We start from the raw sequence: 17,551 nt of genomic DNA on the forward strand, positions 1-17,551 counted from the left end.
CGTGCGGTGAGCCGTCAACCGGCCACCGCGCGCCGACACCGTCGCGTCGACGCGACGGTGTCGCGGTCGCCGAGCGCCATCGCTAGAACTGCGCGAAGAACCGCCACACCTCACCCTTGGTCCAGGTCGTGATGCCGCTCTCGGCGTACGTGCCGTCCACCGGCCCCGGCATGTGGCCGTTGTCGAACGCCGCCCACTGCACCGGATATCCGGCCCGGCATCCGGAGTAGGCGGTGGTGACGTGCGTGCGGCTGCCCGAGGCCGGCTCCCGCGGGCTCTGCGCCGTGCAGCCGTTGTTGCGCACGAACGTGTCCCGCAACGACCGCCCCGAGGAGATGTTGAGCACCGAGTCGGTGATGCCGTGCAGACCGAAGTACGCGATGGGCTGGGTGCCGCCGCTGCACCCGCTGAGCTGGGCCCCGCTGAACACCGCCACCGCCCGGAACACGTTCGCCCGCGCACACGCCAGCGCGTAGCTCATGCCACCGCCGTAGCTGAAGCCGAGCGCGAAACGCTGCGCCGTGTTGACGCAGAGGTCGCCTTCGATCAGCCGGATCATGTCGTCGACGAAGGTGATGTCCTCGCCACCGGAGTTGGCCCAGCCGTTGCCGAGGCCCTGCGGCGCGACGAGGATCGCGGTGTTGTTCGACTGCTCCTGCTGGCCGTAGTAGGACCACGGCGTCCCACTCGTGCCACCCGAGTTGACCTCGGCCGCAGTGCCGCCCCGCCAGTGGAACGCGAAGATCAACCGGTAGCGGGTGCTGCTGGTGTAGTTGGCGGGAATCCGCAGGATGAAGCTGCGGCTCTTGCCGTTGCTCTGGATCGTGTGGGTGCCGTTGGCCAGCGTGGGACTCTTGCCGCAGCCTCCACCGGTCCCGGTGTCACCCGACACCTTGGCCAGCTGCCACTGCTGGTTGGCGCCGTTGAGGTCGGCGTACTGGGCGACGTTGGCGCCGTCGGCGGTCGAGGCGCCCAGGACCTCCACGGCCCTGCCGCTCTGCCGACCGATCAGGCGCACGAACTGAGCGTCGGAGTCGGCCAGCCGGAACTGCTGGTTGGCCGCGTTGTTGTCGGTCCACTGCACGATCGCCGCCCCGTCGGCGGTCGACGCGCCGCTGACGTCGAGGACCTTGCCCGAGAGCCGTGACTTCAGCCGGTAGAAGCCGCCACCGGAATCCACGAACTGCCACTGCTGGTTGCTGCCGTTGTTACGCGTCCACTGGGTGATCCGCGCGCCGTCGTTGGTGGCCTGGCCGTACACGTCCAACGCCTTGCCGCTGTTGCGGTTGACCAGGACGTACCAGGCGTTGGTGTCCACCGTCGCCGCCGCCGCGGGCGCCGCGCTCACCCCGACGAGGGTGCCGGCGGCGAGCAGGGTCGCCGCCACGGCGGCCAGGCCCGACCGCCAGCGGCGCCGCGGTGGGGCGGCGGAATGACGCGCACCGTTGGTTTCCATCAATTCACTCCCATGCCGGGGTACGCCCGCGGGGCGGGCGTGACCTGTTTCGGGTTAGCGTTAACACTTCTGCTGGTCGATGACCGGCAGCAATGGCGGGCCCCGATCTGCGGCGGCCCGCCGCCGGGGCGCCCCGGCCGGGGTGCGGCCGGCCGGGGCGATCCGGATGTCAGCTACGCACCTGCCACTGCTGGTTGGTGCCGCCGTTGCACGCCCAGAGGATGAGCTTCGTGCCGTTCGCCGTGGCGGCGCCGTTGGCGTCCAGGCACAGACCCGACTGCACGCCGGTGATCGTGCCGTTGGCGTTGATGTTCCACTGCTGGTTGGCCTGGCCGTTGCAGTCCCAGATCACCACTGTGGTGCCGTTGGCGGTGCCCTGACCCGAGGCGTCCAGGCACTTGGTGCCGTACACCATGAGCTGCCGGCTCGCCGTGTGGGTCCACCGCTGGTTGGCGGCGCCGCTGATGCAGTCCCAGAGCTGGGCCTGCGTCCCGTTGGTGGTGCTGGAATTGCCGATCTCGGCGCAGCGCCCGGACTGGACGCCGACGAGCTGGACATTCTGCGGGTTGGTGTTGCCGCCGCTCTGCACGCCGGCAGAGTTGATCACCGTCTGCGCGCCGGACGGCCAACTGCCGTTCGAGACCGTGACGTTGCCGTTGACGACGTTGCCGCGGTCGCCGTTGGTCACGTTCGTGCTGCCGTTGGTCGACCAGTTGTTGGTGACCGTGAAGTTGCCCATGTTCTCGGCGTAGTAGTAGTTGGCGGTGGCCCAGGTGCCGGTGGAGGAGAACACGTTGTTGCGGGCGGTGTAGTAGCGCGAGCCCTCGTCGAAGTAGAGCCCGAACCAGCCGTTGGTCCGCAGGCAGTAGTTCTCGTTGATGGTTCCGCCCTGGTTCGCCGACAGCGTGTAGATGCACCCGCCGTCGGTCATCTGCTGCATCACGTCGTGGATGTAGTTGCCGATCACCTGGTTGTTGGCGGCGGTGGTGGCCGTCGAGTAGCGGGGCTGGTAGTTGTAGAGACCCCGGTTGGCGTAGTGGTTGCTGCCGCCGGCGTCGTTGGCGCCCCAGCCGTACCCGACCGAGAGGCCGGTGTACGGCATGTTGTAGACCTCGTTGTGCGAGACCAGCGCGGTGTTCACGTAGGTGGTCAGGATCGAGACCACGCCGCGGTACTCCAGACCGAGGTCGTGCACCCGGTTGTTGCTGATCGTGATGTTCCGGTTGACCATCCGCTGGTCGCTGGGGTGGTGGGCGTCGGCACGCACGCCGCCGACCACGATGCCGCCGGCCGAGTTGCGGGCGATCTCGGAGCGCGTGACCGTGATGTTGCTGGCTCCCAGGCCGACGCCGCTGGCGTGGGCGTTGGCGTCGTTGCCGATACCGATCGCCGTCTGCCCCAGGTTGACGAACTGCGAGTCGCTGAAGGCGATGGTGTTGGCTGCCGAGACCTGCACGGCGGCCGGCATCTGTGCCCAGCTCGGGCGGGTGGCCTCGAACAGCGGGCAGCCCTCCTGGCAGGAGGTCAGGGCGTCGGACGGACGGGCCCAGGTGCCGACGATGTGCGCGCCGGTCTGCTGGTCGGCGAACCCGTTGCTGCTGCTCGGGCCGAGCCAGCTGGTGCCGGTGAAGGTGATCCCGCTGAACGAGATGTGGTGCGCGGGCGCGTCGTACGTGCCGCCCACGTTGACCAGGGACTGCAGTTGCGGCAGCTCCACGCTCACCGAGCTCATGCTCTGCCCGGCCAGCGGGATGTAGTTGAGCTGGCCGCTGCCGGGGTTGAGATACCACTCGCCCGGTGAGTCGAGGAACTCGTACGCGTTGGCCAGGTAGAACGGTCCGGCCCGGTGCGGGCGGGACAGGGTGTCGAAGCCGAACGTGTTGTTGTTCCAGGCCGGCTGCTGCATGGTCAGGAAGTTGCCGCTGATGCTCTGCACCGGCGAGTACCGGTCGGTGAACGAGCCGACGCTCTCCACCTCGACCCGGTTCTGGTTGCCGAGGTTGTTCAGGTAGCTCAGCGCGCTGTTGCTGAACCGCATGCCGCTCGTGGTGTAGGTGAAGTCGGCGCGGTTCACGGCCGTACGCGCCCGGGTGGCGACGGCGCCGTTGACGTAGAGCTGGCGGCTGTCGAGCCCGGCCGGGACGCTGGCCCGCCAGATGTTCTTTCCGGAGTCGACGAGCGACCACCCGGTGACCGCCCGGGCGCCGCTGATCGTCGGGCGGGCCGAGGCGGCGGCCCGCCAGATCACCTGGTAGCCGTTGGTGCCGGAGTCGGCGGCGGTCAGCCGCATCGGCGAGGTGAGCCGGTACACGCCGTCGGCCAGTTCCACGACGATGTCGCCGGACATCGAGCTGTTGAGCGTGCGTACCGCGGCCTGCGCGCCGGCCAGTGAGCACGGCTGGCTGGCGGAGCAGGTGCTGCCGCTGCCGGACGGGGACGCGTAGAGGGTGGTGGTCGCCGCGGAGGCCGGTGTGGCCGAGGCGGTCACGGCGACCAGGGCGGTTAGCGCTAACACCATGGACGTGCCGACGCCGGTCAGGCGACGACCTTCCGTAGGTGGTGCAGGCCGTCGACGGCGAGGCGGTCCTGTGAGGGGGCCAGGGGCCGCCAGATCGACGCCGCGGTGGCGATTGTCGCGTTGTCGGCCGTGAACGACTCGATGCAGACCGCGCCCTGGTAACCCGTGCCCCGCAGGACGGAGAAGAAACGGGGCCAGTCGAAGTGGTCCGCGCCGGGTGCGCCGCGGTCGGTGCCGCTGACCTGGACGTGCTTGATGTGCGGGCCCGCCAGCGCCAGGGCCGCGTAGGGGTCGGCCTCCTCGATGTTCATGTGGTACGTGTCGATCATGATTCCGACGCTCGGGGGCAGGCCGTCGATCGCCTCGATCGTCTGCTCGACGGTGTTGACCACGCTCGTCTCGTAGCGGTTCAGCGCCTCGACGCCGATGGTCACGCCGCACTCGCCGGCCCGGTCGGCGACGGGCGCGAGGGCCCGCCGGAAGTCGGCGTAGCAGGCCGCGCGGGCCGCCGCCGACATCCGCCAGGTGCGGCCGACCGACGCGTACACCGGGCCGCCGACACACGGGGCACCGACGGCCGCCGCGCTCGCCACACACCCCATGAGGTACGCGACCGTCGACTCGACGACGGCCGGCGTCGCATCCACCAGGTCCCGCCCGGGCGGGGTCACCGCGCAGACCCCGGCCGCGACGAGGCCGTGCGCGGCCAGCAGGTCCCGCGTACGGACCGGATCCCAGTCGCCGGGCTGCTCGATCGGCAGTTCGACCGCGTCGAACCCGAAGGAGGCGATCCGCGGGATCAACCGGGCGAGGGCCTCGTCGTCGACCGGCGAGGCCCACACCCAGGGGTTGACGCCAATGGCGTACACCGCAACCTACTTCCAGCGCTGCGGGTAGCCGGGCAGGTCACGGCAGCCGCACATCGCGTAGTGCAGCGGCGGCATGCTCGCGTCGAGGTACTGGTCCAGGTTCTCCTGGGTGACCGTGGGCTGCGGCAGCTTCCACGGGTTGGAGACCTGGGTTCCGTCGAGGATGTTCAGCGCGGCGATGATCGGCGTCCGCCACTGGTACGTCGGGTAGGTCGGCGCGATGGCGGTCAGCTTCTTGTCCTTCCACAGCTTCAGGAAGTCGAGCTGGTCCTCGCCGTTCATCGGCGGTACGGGCTTGCCGGCGTCCTGGAACGCTTCGACCGCCGCCACGGCTACCGCTCCGGCGTCCATCCAGACGCCGTCGATCGTGCCGTACCGCTGGATGTAGTCGTTGACGATCTTCTTGGTCTTGGCCGGGTCGCCGTCGGTGAACTCCACGCCGACGACGTCGACCTTCGCCTTGTCCAGCGCGATCTTCGCGGCGGACCAGCGGGTCTCCAGCACGTCGACGCCGGGCAGGATGCGCAGGGCCAGCAGCTTTCCGCCGGGCTTCATCTTCTGGCTGACGAACTCCGCGCCCACGTGGCCGAAGCCGTAGCCGCCCACCGGGTTGATGAAGGTCACCGGGCAGGTGGTGTTGACCCCCCGGTCGAAGACGACCACCGGAAGGCCGGCCTGGCAGGCGGCCTCGACGGCCGGGGTGAGCGTGGCGGTGGTGTTCGGCGAGACGATGAGGGCGTCGCACTTCTTGCCGAGCAGGTCGTTGATGTCGGCGATCTGCTTCTGGTCCTTGCCCTCGGCGTCGACGTGCACGAACTCGCTGATCCGGCTCCGCTGCGCCTCGACCTCGGCCTGCATGGTCTTGAACCCGACCTGCCGCCAGGGGTTGTTCAGCGCCGCGTTGGAGAAGCAGATCTTGTGCTTGCCGGGCTTCTTGAACTTGGCGGTGTCCACCATCTTCGGGTTGAGCACCTGCTCCCACGGCTTGTCGGCCGGGCCGGTGGGGGCGGCGTCGAGCAGGGCCAACTCGTTGTCGTAGTCGGCCTGCACGAAGAACTTGGACTGCTCCCCGGTGCCCGAACCGGCCGCCGCGGAGGCGGTGCCCGACGGTGACGCCGTCGGCTCGTCGGTGGCGCATCCCGCGAGCACCAGGAGGCTCGCCGCGGCCAGGGCGGTCATGGATCGTCTCATCGAATCACCTTTATCTGGAGGAGGAGGAACGCAGGGACGAGACCGCCACGGCGAGCAGGATGATCACGCCCTGGACGGTCGATCTGAGGGCACCGGAGACGCCGGTGAAGTTCATCAGCGCGAAGAGCGTCTCGAGGGTCAGGGCACCGAGCATCGCCCCGACGACCGAGCCACGGCCCCCACCGAGGGCGACCCCGCCGAGCACGACCGCGGTGATCGCCCCGAACTCCAGCCCGACGCCGGCCTGGAACGACACACCGCTGTACCCGCCCAGAAGGATCGCCGCGACCGCCGCCGCGAGGCCGCTGAGCATGAACGCGATCGTCTTGGTGCGCGCGACCCGCACGCCGCTCAGCTCCGCGGTGCGCGGATTGTCCCCGACCGCGACCAGCGTGCGACCGAAGTCGGAGCGCGTCAGCACGACGGCGATCGCCGCGACGACCACCAGGACGAGCAGCGCGTACGGAATGCGGCCCAGCAGCGGCACGTCCTCGATGGCCCGTCGGCCGAAGCGGCGGAACTCCTCGGAGAGCCCGCCCTTCGGAGCGCCGTCGGACCACAGGTACACGGCGCCGACGAGGATCAGGAACATGCCGAGGGTCGTGATGAAGGACGGCACCCGCAGCACCGTCGTGACCAGACCGTTGACCAGCCCGACGAGCGCGCCGCCGACGAGCAGCAGCGCGACCACCGGCCAGGTGTGCGACGGATCGCTGTCGATGAGCCGGGCGGCGACGACGACCTGCGCCGTGACCAGGGAGCCGACGGAGAGGTCGAACTCCCCGCAGACGATCACGAAGTACTGACCGGCGGCGAGCAGGATGATCGGCGCGGAGCGCCCGAGGAACGACATCAGCGACGACGGCGCGAGGAAGTCGGGCTGGACGAACGCCACGAGGATCAGCAGCACCACCAGGAGCGCGACGATCGGCGCGATCCCGTCGGTGCGGATCCGCAGCGGCAGCGGACGACGTTCGGCGACCCGCATGGTCAGGACCCCGCCTTTCGCATGGCCCGTCGGGCGTAGACGGCGACCGCGGCGATGATGATCACGCCGCGGATCACCTGCTTGAAGAACGCGTCAACCTCGAGCTGGTTGAACACCGCGTCGATGCTGGCGAGCAGCAGCACGCCCCCGACCGTGCCGAGCACTCCCCCGCGCCCACCCGCGAGGGCGGTGCCGCCGAGGACCACCGCGGCGATCGACTCCAGGTCGTAGAGCCCCTCGGTGCCCACCCGGGGGGCGCCGGAGCCGAGTCGACTGGCCAGATAGACGCCGGCCAGGCCGGCGCAGAGGGAACACAACACGTGGGCGGTGATGAGGACCCGGTCGTTGCGGACGCCGGAGAGCCGGGCGACCTCCGGGTCGCCGCCGACCGCTACCAGGTGGTGACCGAAGCGGGTACGCGACAGGGCGAACCAGGCCGCCGCGGTCACCGCGAGCAGCAGCAGGAAGGACACCGGGACCGGCCCGATCCGCTGGTACCCGAGAGTCCGCACGAGAGCCGGCGCACTCTCGCCGGCCGGACCGTCGTAACCGTTGTCGAGGTAGCCCTTGAGCAGCAACCCGACGCCGAGGGTCGCAATGAACGCGTTGATCCGCAGTTTGGTGACGAGCACGCCGTTGAGCAGCCCGATCGCGGCGCTGACCGCGAGCGCCAGCCCGATCGCCGGGAGCAACGCGCCGTCGCTGCCGTTCATCGCCTCGGCCGCCACGAGGGTGCTCAGGCTGATCACGTACGCCACGGAGAGGTCGAGCGAACCGCCGAGAATGACCAGGGTCTGCCCGACGGCGACGAGCCCGAGGCCGGCGGCGACGTGCAGCAGACTCACCGTCGTCGACTGGTTGAAGAGCTGGCCGCCGTCGAGCATGACGACCAGCCAGCCGATGACCAGGGTGAGGGCCAGGGCCACGAACACGCCCGGCACGGCATGCCGGGCCGGACGAAGCGACAGGGCGGTCACGGAGCTTTCTCCATTCGCGACTGCGGGGCTCGCAAACCCGGCTCACTCCTCGCGCTCATCGGGGCTGTCTCCATTCGCGACTGCGGGGCCTGCAGGACCGGCTCATTTCTCGCGCTCACGCGGCGGCCTCCCGGACGGCGCCGACCGCGAGGGCGACGACGTCCTCCTCGGTCGCGCCGGCCGGCAGCTCGCCCGCGATCCGGCCGTCGCGCAGGACGACTATCCGGTCGCTCATGCCGAGCAGCTCCGGCAGCTCGGACGAGATCATCAGAACCGCCGCGCCGTCGGTCGCGAGGCGGCGGACGAGATCGTGGATGGCCGACTTCGCGCCCACGTCGATGCCCCGGGTCGGCTCGTCGAAGAGCAGGATCCGTGGTGTCAGCGCGAGCCATCGGGCCAGGACGACCTTCTGCTGGTTGCCGCCGGAGAGGAAGCGGATCTCCTGGTCGTCGCCGGCGGCACGGACCTCCACGGCGTCGAGCAGCTCACGCACCCGTGCGGTGCGGGCGGCGCGACCGGACCGTGCCGCGAACACGGCCCGGCTGGCGAGCAGAGCATTGTCCAGCACCGACTGCCGGGCCACGATGCCCTCACCCTTGCGGTCCTCGGTGACGTACGCGATGCCCGCCCGCATCGCGGCACGCGGCGAGCGCAGCCGCACCGGCTCGCCGTCGAGCTCGACGTCACCGGTCGTGAACGGGGCCACCCCGAAGAGCGCACGGGCCAGCGCCGATCGTCCCGAACCCTGCAGGCCGCCGACGCCGAGCACCTCGCCGGCGCGCAACTCGAGGTCCACCCCCCGCAGCTTCCGGTTGCCCCCGCCGCGGACGGTGAGTCGCACCGGCCCACGGTCGGCGGGGTCGGCCCGCTGCGGGTAGTAGTTGGACAGCTCACGGCCGACCATGTGCCGCACCAGCTCGTCCGTGTTGGTCCGCGCGGTGTCCACGGTCGTCACCCGGCGGCCGTCCTTGAGAACCGTGATCCGGCTGGACAGGTCGAAGACCTCGGTCAGCCGGTGCGAGACGTAGAGAAGGCCGATGCCGCGTTCCTGCAGCCGGCGGACCAGCCCGTAGAGCAGCTCGACCTCCTGGTCTGCCAGCGCGGCGGTCGGCTCGTCCATGATGAGCAGCCGCGCGTCCAGAGCGAGCGCCTTGGCGATCTCGACGACCTGCTGCTGAGCGACGCCGAGCTGCCCCACCCGGGAGTCGGCCGGCAGCGCGGTCTCCCCGATCGAGGCGAGCAGGCGCCGGGTGCGGTCCAGCATCTCGCGGCGGTCGACCAGCCCGCGGCGGACCGGTTCGTGACCCAGGTAGACGTTCTCCGCGACAGTGCGCTCGGGCAGGAGGTTGAACTCCTGGTGGATGATGCCGACGCCGGCCCGCTGCGCGTCGCGGGGGCCGTGGAACACGCGCGGTTGACCGGCGAACTCGACGGTGCCCTCGTCCGGGGAGTATCCACCCGAGACGATCTTCATAAGCGTCGACTTTCCGGCGCCGTTCTCACCGACGACCGCGTGGACCTCGCCCGGTGCCACGTCGAGGTCGACGCCGTCGAGGACGCGCACCCCGAGAAACGACTTGCCGATGCCCCGCAGGGCCAGCAGCGGCGCCGGTTGTGGATCTGCCATCCCGATAGCCCTTACAGATAGTAGTCATCGATGAGATCCGTACACCGGCCGGTAGGCCGTTCGATGCGCTGAGCGACGCACTTTCGCAGGTCTCAGCGGAACTTGCGTTTTTATGGTGCAAACATTTCCTTGACATCGAGGAAACATCACACGTATGAAGATAGATGTTTGGATGCGGGTCCGCAATCCTCGATCTGCGGCGACTGGCAGGCCCGGCACTCGATCGGCGCGAGTGTTGGCTCGGGCACGTCAGGCCCGAGCACCCCTACTGGGGAGTAACATCCGACGCTCGACGTTACATTGACACCCATCGATCAATAGCTCATCCTGACCTCGCAGACCATGGACGAGATCACAGCCCACGTCACGCTGTGTGACGTCCTGCGGGGCTGACTGCCGTTTCGGCGGACGGCACGACGACCGCGACCAGCACACCCGTGGCCCACGCGCGCCCAGGCACAACCTGGCGCGTGCCGGACCCGTGCTCGCAATCGGAGTTGCCCGCCCAGACCTAGGAGACGGCATGCGTCGCCCCACAATCCTCATCGGAATGATCGTCGGCCTGTTACTGGCGCTCGGCCTGGCCCCGCCGGCGTCGGCCGCCCCGGCCTTCCGCGCCCTGTTGTTCACCAAGACCGTCGGCTACCGGCACGACTCGATCCCCGCCGGAATCTCGATGTTCCAGCAGCAGGCGGCCGCGAACAACTTCGAGCTGGTGCAGACCGAGGACGCGAGCGTCTTCACGCCCGCCAACCTCGCCACCTTCGACGTCGTCATCATGTTCCAGACCTCCGGCATGGTCTGGACCTCGGCCTCGCAGCGCCAGGCCATCGAGGGCTACCTCGCCAGCGGCAAGGGCATCGTGGGCGTGCACAACGCCACCGACATGGGCATCGAGTCCGAGTACCCGTGGTGGGACCAGACCATCAACGGCGGCGCTCACATGCCCGAGCACTCCCCCGGCGTGCTCGCCGGCACGGCCATCGTCGCCGACAAGCAGCACCCGTCGACGGTCGGCCTGCCGGACCGCTGGAGCCGCAGCGAGGAGTGGTACAACTTCGACTCCAACCCGCGGGGCAACGTGCATGTCCTGGTGACCGCCGACGAGCGCACGTACAACCCGGGCTCGCGGGCGATGGGCCCGGACCACCCGATTTCGTGGTGCCGCAACGCCGGCGGCGGCCGGGTGTGGGCCACCGCGATGGGCCACGCGATCGAGTCGTACAGCGAGACGAACTTCCGCAACCACGTCCTCGGTGGCGTCAAGTGGGCGGCCGGCAACCAGCCCGGGGACTGCGGCGGCACCGTCTGGAGCAACTTCGAGAAGCGCACCCTGGACGACAACACCGCCGACCCGATGGCGCTGGCAGTGCTGCCGGACGGCCGCGTGCTCTACGTCCAGCGGGGCGGCCAGGTCAAGATCTTCAAGCCGAGCACCAACAGCACCGTCACGGCCGCCACGCTGAGCGTCTACACCGGCGGTGAGGACGGCCTCACCGGCGTCGCGATAGACCCGGCCTTCGCCAGCAACGGATACGTGTACGTCTACCACTCGCCGGCGAGCAGCACTACCGACGTCAACCGGGTGTCCCGCTACACGCTCACCGGTGACACCCTGAACCTGTCCACCGAGGCACGGATCATCGACATCCCCGCGTACCGGGACCGGACCTTCGCCGAGCCCGGGCACACCGGCGGCTACATCGAGTTCGGCCCGGACGGCAACCTCTACATCGGCACCGGCGACGACACGCCGCCCAACCTCGACCCGAACTGGCAGGGGTACGCCCCGCTGGACTGGCGGTCAGGCAAGTCCAACCTGGACGCCGCCCGCTCCGCCGGCAACACCAACGACCTGCGTGGCAAGCTGCTGCGCATCAAGCCGTCGGCCACCGGTGGCTACACCATCCCGACGGGCAACCTCTACCCCCAGGGCACCGCGCAGACCCGGCCCGAGGTCTACGCCATGGGCTTCCGCAACCCGTTCCGCTTCTCGATCGACCCCGCCACCGGCTGGGTCTACCTGGCCGACTACGGCCCCGACCGCAACCCGCCGACGACCAACCGGGGCCCCGAGGGGCTCGTCGAACTCAACGTGATCAAGGCAGCCGGCAACTACGGCTGGCCCTTCTGTCACGGCAACAACCAGCCGTACGCGCCGTTCAACCCGGACACCGGCGTCGTCGGGGCGAAGTTCAACTGCAACGCCCCGGTCAACAACTCGCCCAACAACACCGGCCTGGTCAACCTCAAGCCGATCGTCGCGCCCAACATCTGGTACGGCTACCCCGCGTCGACGACCTTCCCGGAGCTGGGCTCCGGCGGGTCGGCGCCGATGGGTGGGCCGGTCTACCGCTACAACGCGGCGAACCCCTCGGCGACGAAGTTCCCGGCCTACTACGACGGCGTGCACTTCTTCTACGAGTGGTCGCGCAACTTCATCAAGGAAACGCACTTCGACTCGTCGACGGCTGTCACCCGGACCAACTCGTTCATGCCCGGCGGCAACTTCAACAAGCCGATGGACATGGAGTTCGGCCCGGACGGCTCGCTGTACCTGCTGGAGTGGGGTTCCAACTTCGGCGGCGGCAACAACGACTCCGGGCTCTACCGCATCGACTACATCCAGGGTGGCCGTTCACCGATCGCGAAGGCCGTCGGCACGCCCACCAGCGGCAGCGCCCCGCTGACCGTCCAGTTCAGCAGCGCCGGCACGGCGGACCCGGACGCCGGCAACACCCTCAGCTACCAGTGGACCTTCGGTGACGGCGGCACGTCCACGGCGGCCAACCCGGCACACACCTACACCACCAACGGCAACTACACGGCGCAGTTGAAGGTCACCGACAACACCGGCAAGACCGGCTTCGCCAACGTGCAGATCACCGTCGGCAACACCGCCCCGGTGGTCACCATCAACGTGCCGCCCAACGGGGGCATGCTGAACTTCGGCGACAAGGTCTCGTACACGGTCAGTGTCTCCGACCCCGGCGGCGCGGCCATCGACTGCACCAAGGTGTTCGTCAACCCGGCTCTGGGACACGACGACCACGCGCACGAGACCACCGAGTACCCGGGCTGCTCGGGCACCATCTCCACCGACCTGCTCGGTGGGCACCCCGAAGGGGCGAACCTGTACTACGTGCTCAACGCCCGCTACACCGACGACGGTGGCTCGGGTGGCGCGGCGCCGCTGACCGGCTACGCGACGGCGATCCTGCAGCCCAAGCACAAGCAGGCCGAGTACTTCAGCAGCCAGTCCGGCGTCCGGGTCGTCGACCAGAGCGCCGCGGAGAGCGGCAAGCGCGTCGGTGACATCTCCAACAACGACTGGGTGGCGTTCAACCCGATGAGCCTGTCGGGCATCAGCAACGTCAGCTACCGGCTGTCGTCACCGAGCGGTGGGGGTTCCATCGAGCTGCGGGCCGACTCGCCGACCGGCACCCTCCTGGCCACCACGACGGTGCCCAGCACCGGCGGCTGGGACAACTACCAGTCCACGCCGGCGGTCAGCGTCGCGGCCCTGTCCGGGACGCACACCCTCTACATGGTGTTCAAGGGCAGCTCGTCCAACTGGTTCGACCTCGACGCGTTCACCTTCGGCGGCAACGGCGTAGGGGTCCCCGGCACCGACGGCGGAGGGATCGCCGGCCGCACCTGGACCCTCACGGCGCAGCACAGCGGCAAGCTGATGGACGTCAGCGGCAACTCCACCGCCGACGGCGCCCAGCTGGTGCAGTGGGCGGCCACCGGCGGCAACAACCAGAAGTGGCAGGCGGTGGACGCCGGTGGCGGCGCCGTCTACCTCAAGGCGGTGCACAGCGGCAAGTGCCTCGACGTCACCGGCGGGTCCACCGCACAGGGCGCCTTCCTGCAACACAGCACCTGCACCAACGCCAACCAGCAGAAGTTCACCGTGACGGCGACCGGCACCGCCGGGATCTACACGGTCAAGAGCGCGCTGAGCGGGCTCTGCCTGGACGTCAACGGCGCCTCGACTGCCGACGGGGCCCGGCTGCTGCAGTGGGGCTGCCACAGCGCCACCAACCAGCAGTGGCGGTTCAGCGCGGTCTAGCGACCGGACGGTAGCTCCGACAGGACGCCGGCCACCCGATCGGAGGATCGGGTGGCCGGCGCACCGCGTTCACGGGTGTGTCGTCACCCGCCGAGCAGCTCGGCGTCGCGCAGCGCCGCCCAGAGCTGCTCCGGCACGTCCGCGTCGGACCGGCGCAGGGTCTCGGTCACCTGGGCCGCGTCGCGCACGCCGACCACTGTCGAGACCACCGCCGGATGCCGGCGGACGAACGCCAACGCCGCCTGCGGGAGGGTGACGCCGTACGCCTGACAGACCGCCGCGATCCGCCGCGCCCGCTCGATCAGCTCCGGCGGCGCCTGCTGATAGTTGTAGACCGCGTCGGCCGGCGGCTGATCGCGGGCCAGCAGCCCCGAGTTGTAGACCCCGGCGATCACCACGCCGACCCCACGGGCCTGCGCGGCGGGTAGCAGGTCGTCGAGCGCGCCCTGTTCGAGAAGGGTGTAGCGGCCGGCGCACATGACCACGTCGATGTCGGTCTCCTGGACGAACCGGGCCAGCATCGCCGACTGGTTCATGCCGGCCCCGATCGCGCCGATGACGCCCTGGTCGCGCAGCTCCACCAGCGCGGGTACCGCCTCGGTGGCCGCCTGCTCCCAGTGCTCGTCCGGGTCGTGCAGGTACACCACGTCGACGCGGTCCAGGCCGGTGCGCTCCAGGCTGGCCTCCAACGACCGGCGTACGCCGTCGCGGCTGAAGTCCCAGACCCGCCGCAGGTCGGCCGGCACGTCGAAGCCCTCCGAGTCGCGCTCCCCCGCGGTCTCCGGCGAGGGTACGAGCAGCCGCCCGACCTTCGTCGACACCACGTACTCGTCGCGCGGCCGGGACCGCAGCGCGGCGCCCAGCCGCCGTTCGGACAGGCCGAGGCCGTAGTGCGGCGCCGTGTCGAAGTACCGGATGCCGGCGGCCCAGGCGGCGTCGACAGCCGCGGCGAATTCGTCGTCGGACGTCCCCCGGTACAGGTTGCCACCCTGCGCCGCGCCGAAGCCCAGCTCGGTGAGGCGGACCGCCGGGCGGCGGGGCAGCACTCGGGCCGTCATGACGCCTCCAGCCGGTACGCACGGTGCGCGGTCTCGCGCCAGATCGCCGCCTGCTCCTCGTCACCGAGTGGTGCCACCAGGTCGGCGAGTACGGCGACCCAGCGGGTGTAGGAGCTGGCGAGCAGGCACACCGGCCAGTCCGAACCGAACATGAGCCGTTGCGGGCCGAACACGTCGAGCGCATGGTCGACGGCGGGCCGCAGGTCGTCGGCCGTCCAGGACGATCCGTCCACCTCGGTCACCAGGCCGGAGAGCTTCGCCGTGACGTTCGGCTCGGCGGCGAGCGCCCGCAGGTTGGCCGGCCAGTCGCCGAGGCCCCCCGCGCCGAGCGCCGGTTTGGCGAGGTGATCCAGGACGAACGACACCTCTGGCAGGTCGCGGACGAGCCGGGTGGCCGCGGGCAGTTGGTGGTCGCGGACCAGCAGGTCGTAGGCGAGGCCGGCCGCGCCGACCGCCGCGATGCCCCGCCGGACGTCGCGTCGGTCGAGGTACGCCGGGTCGGGTTCGGACTGGACCAGGTGCCGGATGCCCACCAACCGCTCGCCGCCGCGTACCGAGCGGAGCCGGTCGAGGCGCTCGTCGATGTCGTCGGCGGTGAGGTTCACCCAGCCGACGACCCCGCTGATGAGCGGGTCGTCGGCCGCGATGCCCAGCAGGTGCTCCGTCTCCGCCACGGAGGCGATGGACTGCACGACGACGGTCTCGGTGACGCCCGCGGCGCGTGCCGCCGGGGCGAGATCCGCCGGGGTGAAGTCGTTGTCGATTGCCGCCATCGTGTCCGGGTCGATCCACGGTTGCGGGTGACGGGCACGGACCCAGAGGTGGTGGTGGGCGTCGACGATGCCGGGGCGCCCGGCCGGCGAGGGATGCGTCATCGGCCCAACCAGCCGCCGTCGACGGGCAGGACCGTGCCGTGCACGTAGTCCGAGGCCGCGGCGGCCAGGAACACGGTGGCGCCGGCCAGGTCGTCGGCGCGTCCCCACCGGCCGGCCGGGATCCGGCCCACGATCGCGTCGTTGCGCGCGGGGTCGTCGCGGAGCGCCTGGGTGTTGTCGGTGGCGATGTACCCGGGCGCGATCGCGTTGACGTTCACCCCTCTGCCCGCCCACTCGTTGGACAGGGCCTTGGTCAGCCCGGCGAGGCCGGACTTCGCCGCGGTGTAGCTCGCGACGTTGATGCCGCCCTGGAAGCTCAGCAGCGAGGCGGTAAAAATGATCTTTCCGCGGCCACTGTCGACCATCCGCCGACCGATCTCCCGGCTCAACACGAACTGGCTGGACAGGTTCACCTGCACCACCCGGTCCCACATCTCGTCGGGGTGCTCGGCCGCCGGCGCCCGGGCGATCGTGCCGCCGTTGTTCACGAGGATGTCCACCGGCGCCACCGCCGCGGCCTCCTCGGCCAACCGGTACACCGCGGCCCGGTCACCCAGGTCCGTGCGGATGCCGGTGAACTGGCGACCCGCCGCCTCGACCCGCCGCTGCACCTCACTGCCCGCGGACTCCATCTGCGCCGACACCCCGATGATGTCCGCGCCGGCCACCGCCAGGGCCTCCGCCATCGCCAGGCCGATCCCCCGCCGTGCGCCGGTCACCAGCGCGGTACGTCCGGTCAGGTCGAACAGGGCGCTCATCGGCCCTCCTCCCGCCAGTCGAGCAGCACCTTCATGACGCCGCCGCCACCCTCCAGAGCCGTGAACGCGTCCGTGACACCGGCCACGGGCAGCACCCGGGAGATCAGCTCCCGGGCCGGGATGACACCGGCCGCGACCAGCCGGATCGCCTCCACCACGTCCTCGCGCTGGTACAACCGCGCGCCCAGCAACTCCAGCTCCCGCCAGAAGAACCGGTGCAGGTTGACCGGACGCGGCTGCGGGTGGATCGCCACCATCACCAGCCGACCCCGGGTGGTCAGCACATCCACGGCCGTGCCGACCCCGGCGGCGGAACCGGACACCTCGAACGCGACATCCGCGCCCGCGCCTCCGGTCCGCTCGTTCACGAGCGCCACCACATCGGTCGGCCCCGGGTCCACGGCCTCGATCCCGATCCCCGACGCGACTCCGCGCCGGAAGCCGTCCGGTTCCACGAGCAGGACCTCGGCCCCGCGCGCCCGGGCGACGGCCGCGATGAGGACGCCCACCGGACCGCCGCCGACGACCACCACGTGCTCTCCGGACGTCACCTTCGCCCGTCCGACGTCGTGCACCGCCACCGCGACCGGCTCGACCAGCGCCGCGTGGTCCAGCGGCAGATCGTCGGGGAGCGCAAGCACCAACTCGGCCGGCACCGTCCACGACGACTGCATCGCGCCGGGCGAGTCGATGCCGAGGAAGTCCATCGCGTGGCAGATGTGCGAATTGCCGCGACGGCACGCCGGGCACCGCCCGCAGGCGCGGGTCGGCATCACGGTGACGGGCTGCCCGACGGTCAGCCCGGTGACGCCGTCGCCCAGCGCGGCGACCCGGCCCGACATCTCGTGGCCGATCACCGCCGACGCGCCCACCCGGGCGTCCATGTCGCCGTGGAAGATGTGCAGGTCCGTGCCGCAGATCCCGGTGTACGCCACCGCGATCCGCACCTGGCCGGGGCCCGGCGGTTCTGGGGCACGGTCCTCGATTCCGAGATCACGCGCACCCCGGTAGACAACTGCCTTCACTGCTGCTCCGTCTCAACGTCGTTGGTTCGTACGGGTGCGTACGCCAGGGGCGGCGAGATCCGCATCCGTTGTGTCGGCGCCATCGACACGGTAATCATCCGACCAATCCTGGTCCAGAGGCGGCTTGGGGTCGG

Annotated in this window: 11 protein-coding genes and 1 pseudogene; 1 reads left to right on the forward strand and 11 read right to left on the reverse strand. The window is 70.2% G+C overall.

From position 1 onward, the window contains the following. Nucleotides 1-85 precede the first annotated feature (85 nt). From B0E54_RS32790 to B0E54_RS14405, 7 genes and pseudogenes are all read right to left on the reverse strand, one after another. Nucleotides 86-1,456, reverse strand: a pseudogene (locus B0E54_RS32790) (RICIN domain-containing protein); the annotation flags it as partial. Between the two features lie 169 nt (nt 1,457-1,625). Then, nucleotides 1,626-3,974: an RICIN domain-containing protein gene (locus B0E54_RS14380; RefSeq protein WP_374109270.1), complete on the reverse strand. Its 2,349-nt coding sequence runs from the start codon at nt 3,972-3,974 to the stop codon at nt 1,626-1,628. Between the two features lie 17 nt (nt 3,975-3,991). Continuing rightward, the gene (locus B0E54_RS14385) at nt 3,992-4,843 is read right to left on the reverse strand and encodes a sugar phosphate isomerase/epimerase (RefSeq protein WP_234583984.1); all 852 of its coding nucleotides are present in this window, start codon (nt 4,841-4,843) and stop codon (nt 3,992-3,994) included. Between the two features lie 6 nt (nt 4,844-4,849). Continuing rightward, entirely contained in the window at nt 4,850-6,034 is a 1,185-nt protein-coding gene (locus B0E54_RS14390) for a substrate-binding domain-containing protein (RefSeq protein ID WP_234583989.1), read from the reverse strand. Between the two features lie 10 nt (nt 6,035-6,044). After that, complete coding sequence (locus B0E54_RS14395; protein ID WP_234583996.1) at nt 6,045-7,022, reverse strand: ABC transporter permease; 978 nt, start codon at nt 7,020-7,022, stop codon at nt 6,045-6,047. Nucleotides 7,023-7,024: 2 nt separating this feature from the next. Then, nucleotides 7,025-7,999: an ABC transporter permease gene (locus B0E54_RS14400; RefSeq protein ID WP_234583998.1), complete on the reverse strand. Its 975-nt coding sequence runs from the start codon at nt 7,997-7,999 to the stop codon at nt 7,025-7,027. Nucleotides 8,000-8,114: 115 nt separating this feature from the next. Continuing rightward, nucleotides 8,115-9,626: a sugar ABC transporter ATP-binding protein gene (locus B0E54_RS14405; RefSeq protein ID WP_234584000.1), complete on the reverse strand. Its 1,512-nt coding sequence runs from the start codon at nt 9,624-9,626 to the stop codon at nt 8,115-8,117. A gap of 523 nt (nt 9,627-10,149) precedes the next feature. On the opposite strand from B0E54_RS14405, the gene B0E54_RS14410 reads away from it, so the two are divergent. Then, the gene (locus B0E54_RS14410) at nt 10,150-13,701 is read left to right on the forward strand and encodes a ThuA domain-containing protein (RefSeq protein ID WP_234584003.1); all 3,552 of its coding nucleotides are present in this window, start codon (nt 10,150-10,152) and stop codon (nt 13,699-13,701) included. An 83-nt stretch (nt 13,702-13,784) separates the two neighbouring features. On the opposite strand, the gene B0E54_RS14415 is transcribed toward B0E54_RS14410, so the two are convergent. From B0E54_RS14415 to B0E54_RS14430, 4 genes are read right to left on the reverse strand one after another with little or no spacing between them, the layout of a single operon-like run. Next, the gene (locus tag B0E54_RS14415) at nt 13,785-14,759 is read right to left on the reverse strand and encodes an aldo/keto reductase (protein WP_234584004.1); all 975 of its coding nucleotides are present in this window, start codon (nt 14,757-14,759) and stop codon (nt 13,785-13,787) included. After that, nucleotides 14,756-15,634, reverse strand: coding sequence for an amidohydrolase (locus B0E54_RS14420; RefSeq protein WP_234584007.1), 879 nt, complete (start codon nt 15,632-15,634; stop codon nt 14,756-14,758). The genes B0E54_RS14415 and B0E54_RS14420 overlap by 4 nt, the downstream gene beginning before the upstream one ends. Further along, nucleotides 15,631-16,392, reverse strand: a complete 762-nt coding sequence (locus tag B0E54_RS14425; RefSeq protein WP_234584009.1) for an SDR family NAD(P)-dependent oxidoreductase — start codon at nt 16,390-16,392, stop codon at nt 15,631-15,633. The genes B0E54_RS14420 and B0E54_RS14425 overlap by 4 nt, the downstream gene beginning before the upstream one ends. Beyond that, a complete protein-coding gene (locus tag B0E54_RS14430; RefSeq protein ID WP_234584012.1) occupies nt 16,389-17,417 on the reverse strand; it encodes a zinc-binding dehydrogenase in 1,029 nt (342 codons plus the stop codon). The genes B0E54_RS14425 and B0E54_RS14430 overlap by 4 nt, the downstream gene beginning before the upstream one ends. Nucleotides 17,418-17,551 lie beyond the last annotated feature (134 nt).

The sequence above is a fragment of the Micromonospora sp. MH99 genome (assembly GCF_021442385.1).
Lineage (GTDB): Bacteria > Actinomycetota > Actinomycetes > Mycobacteriales > Micromonosporaceae > Micromonospora.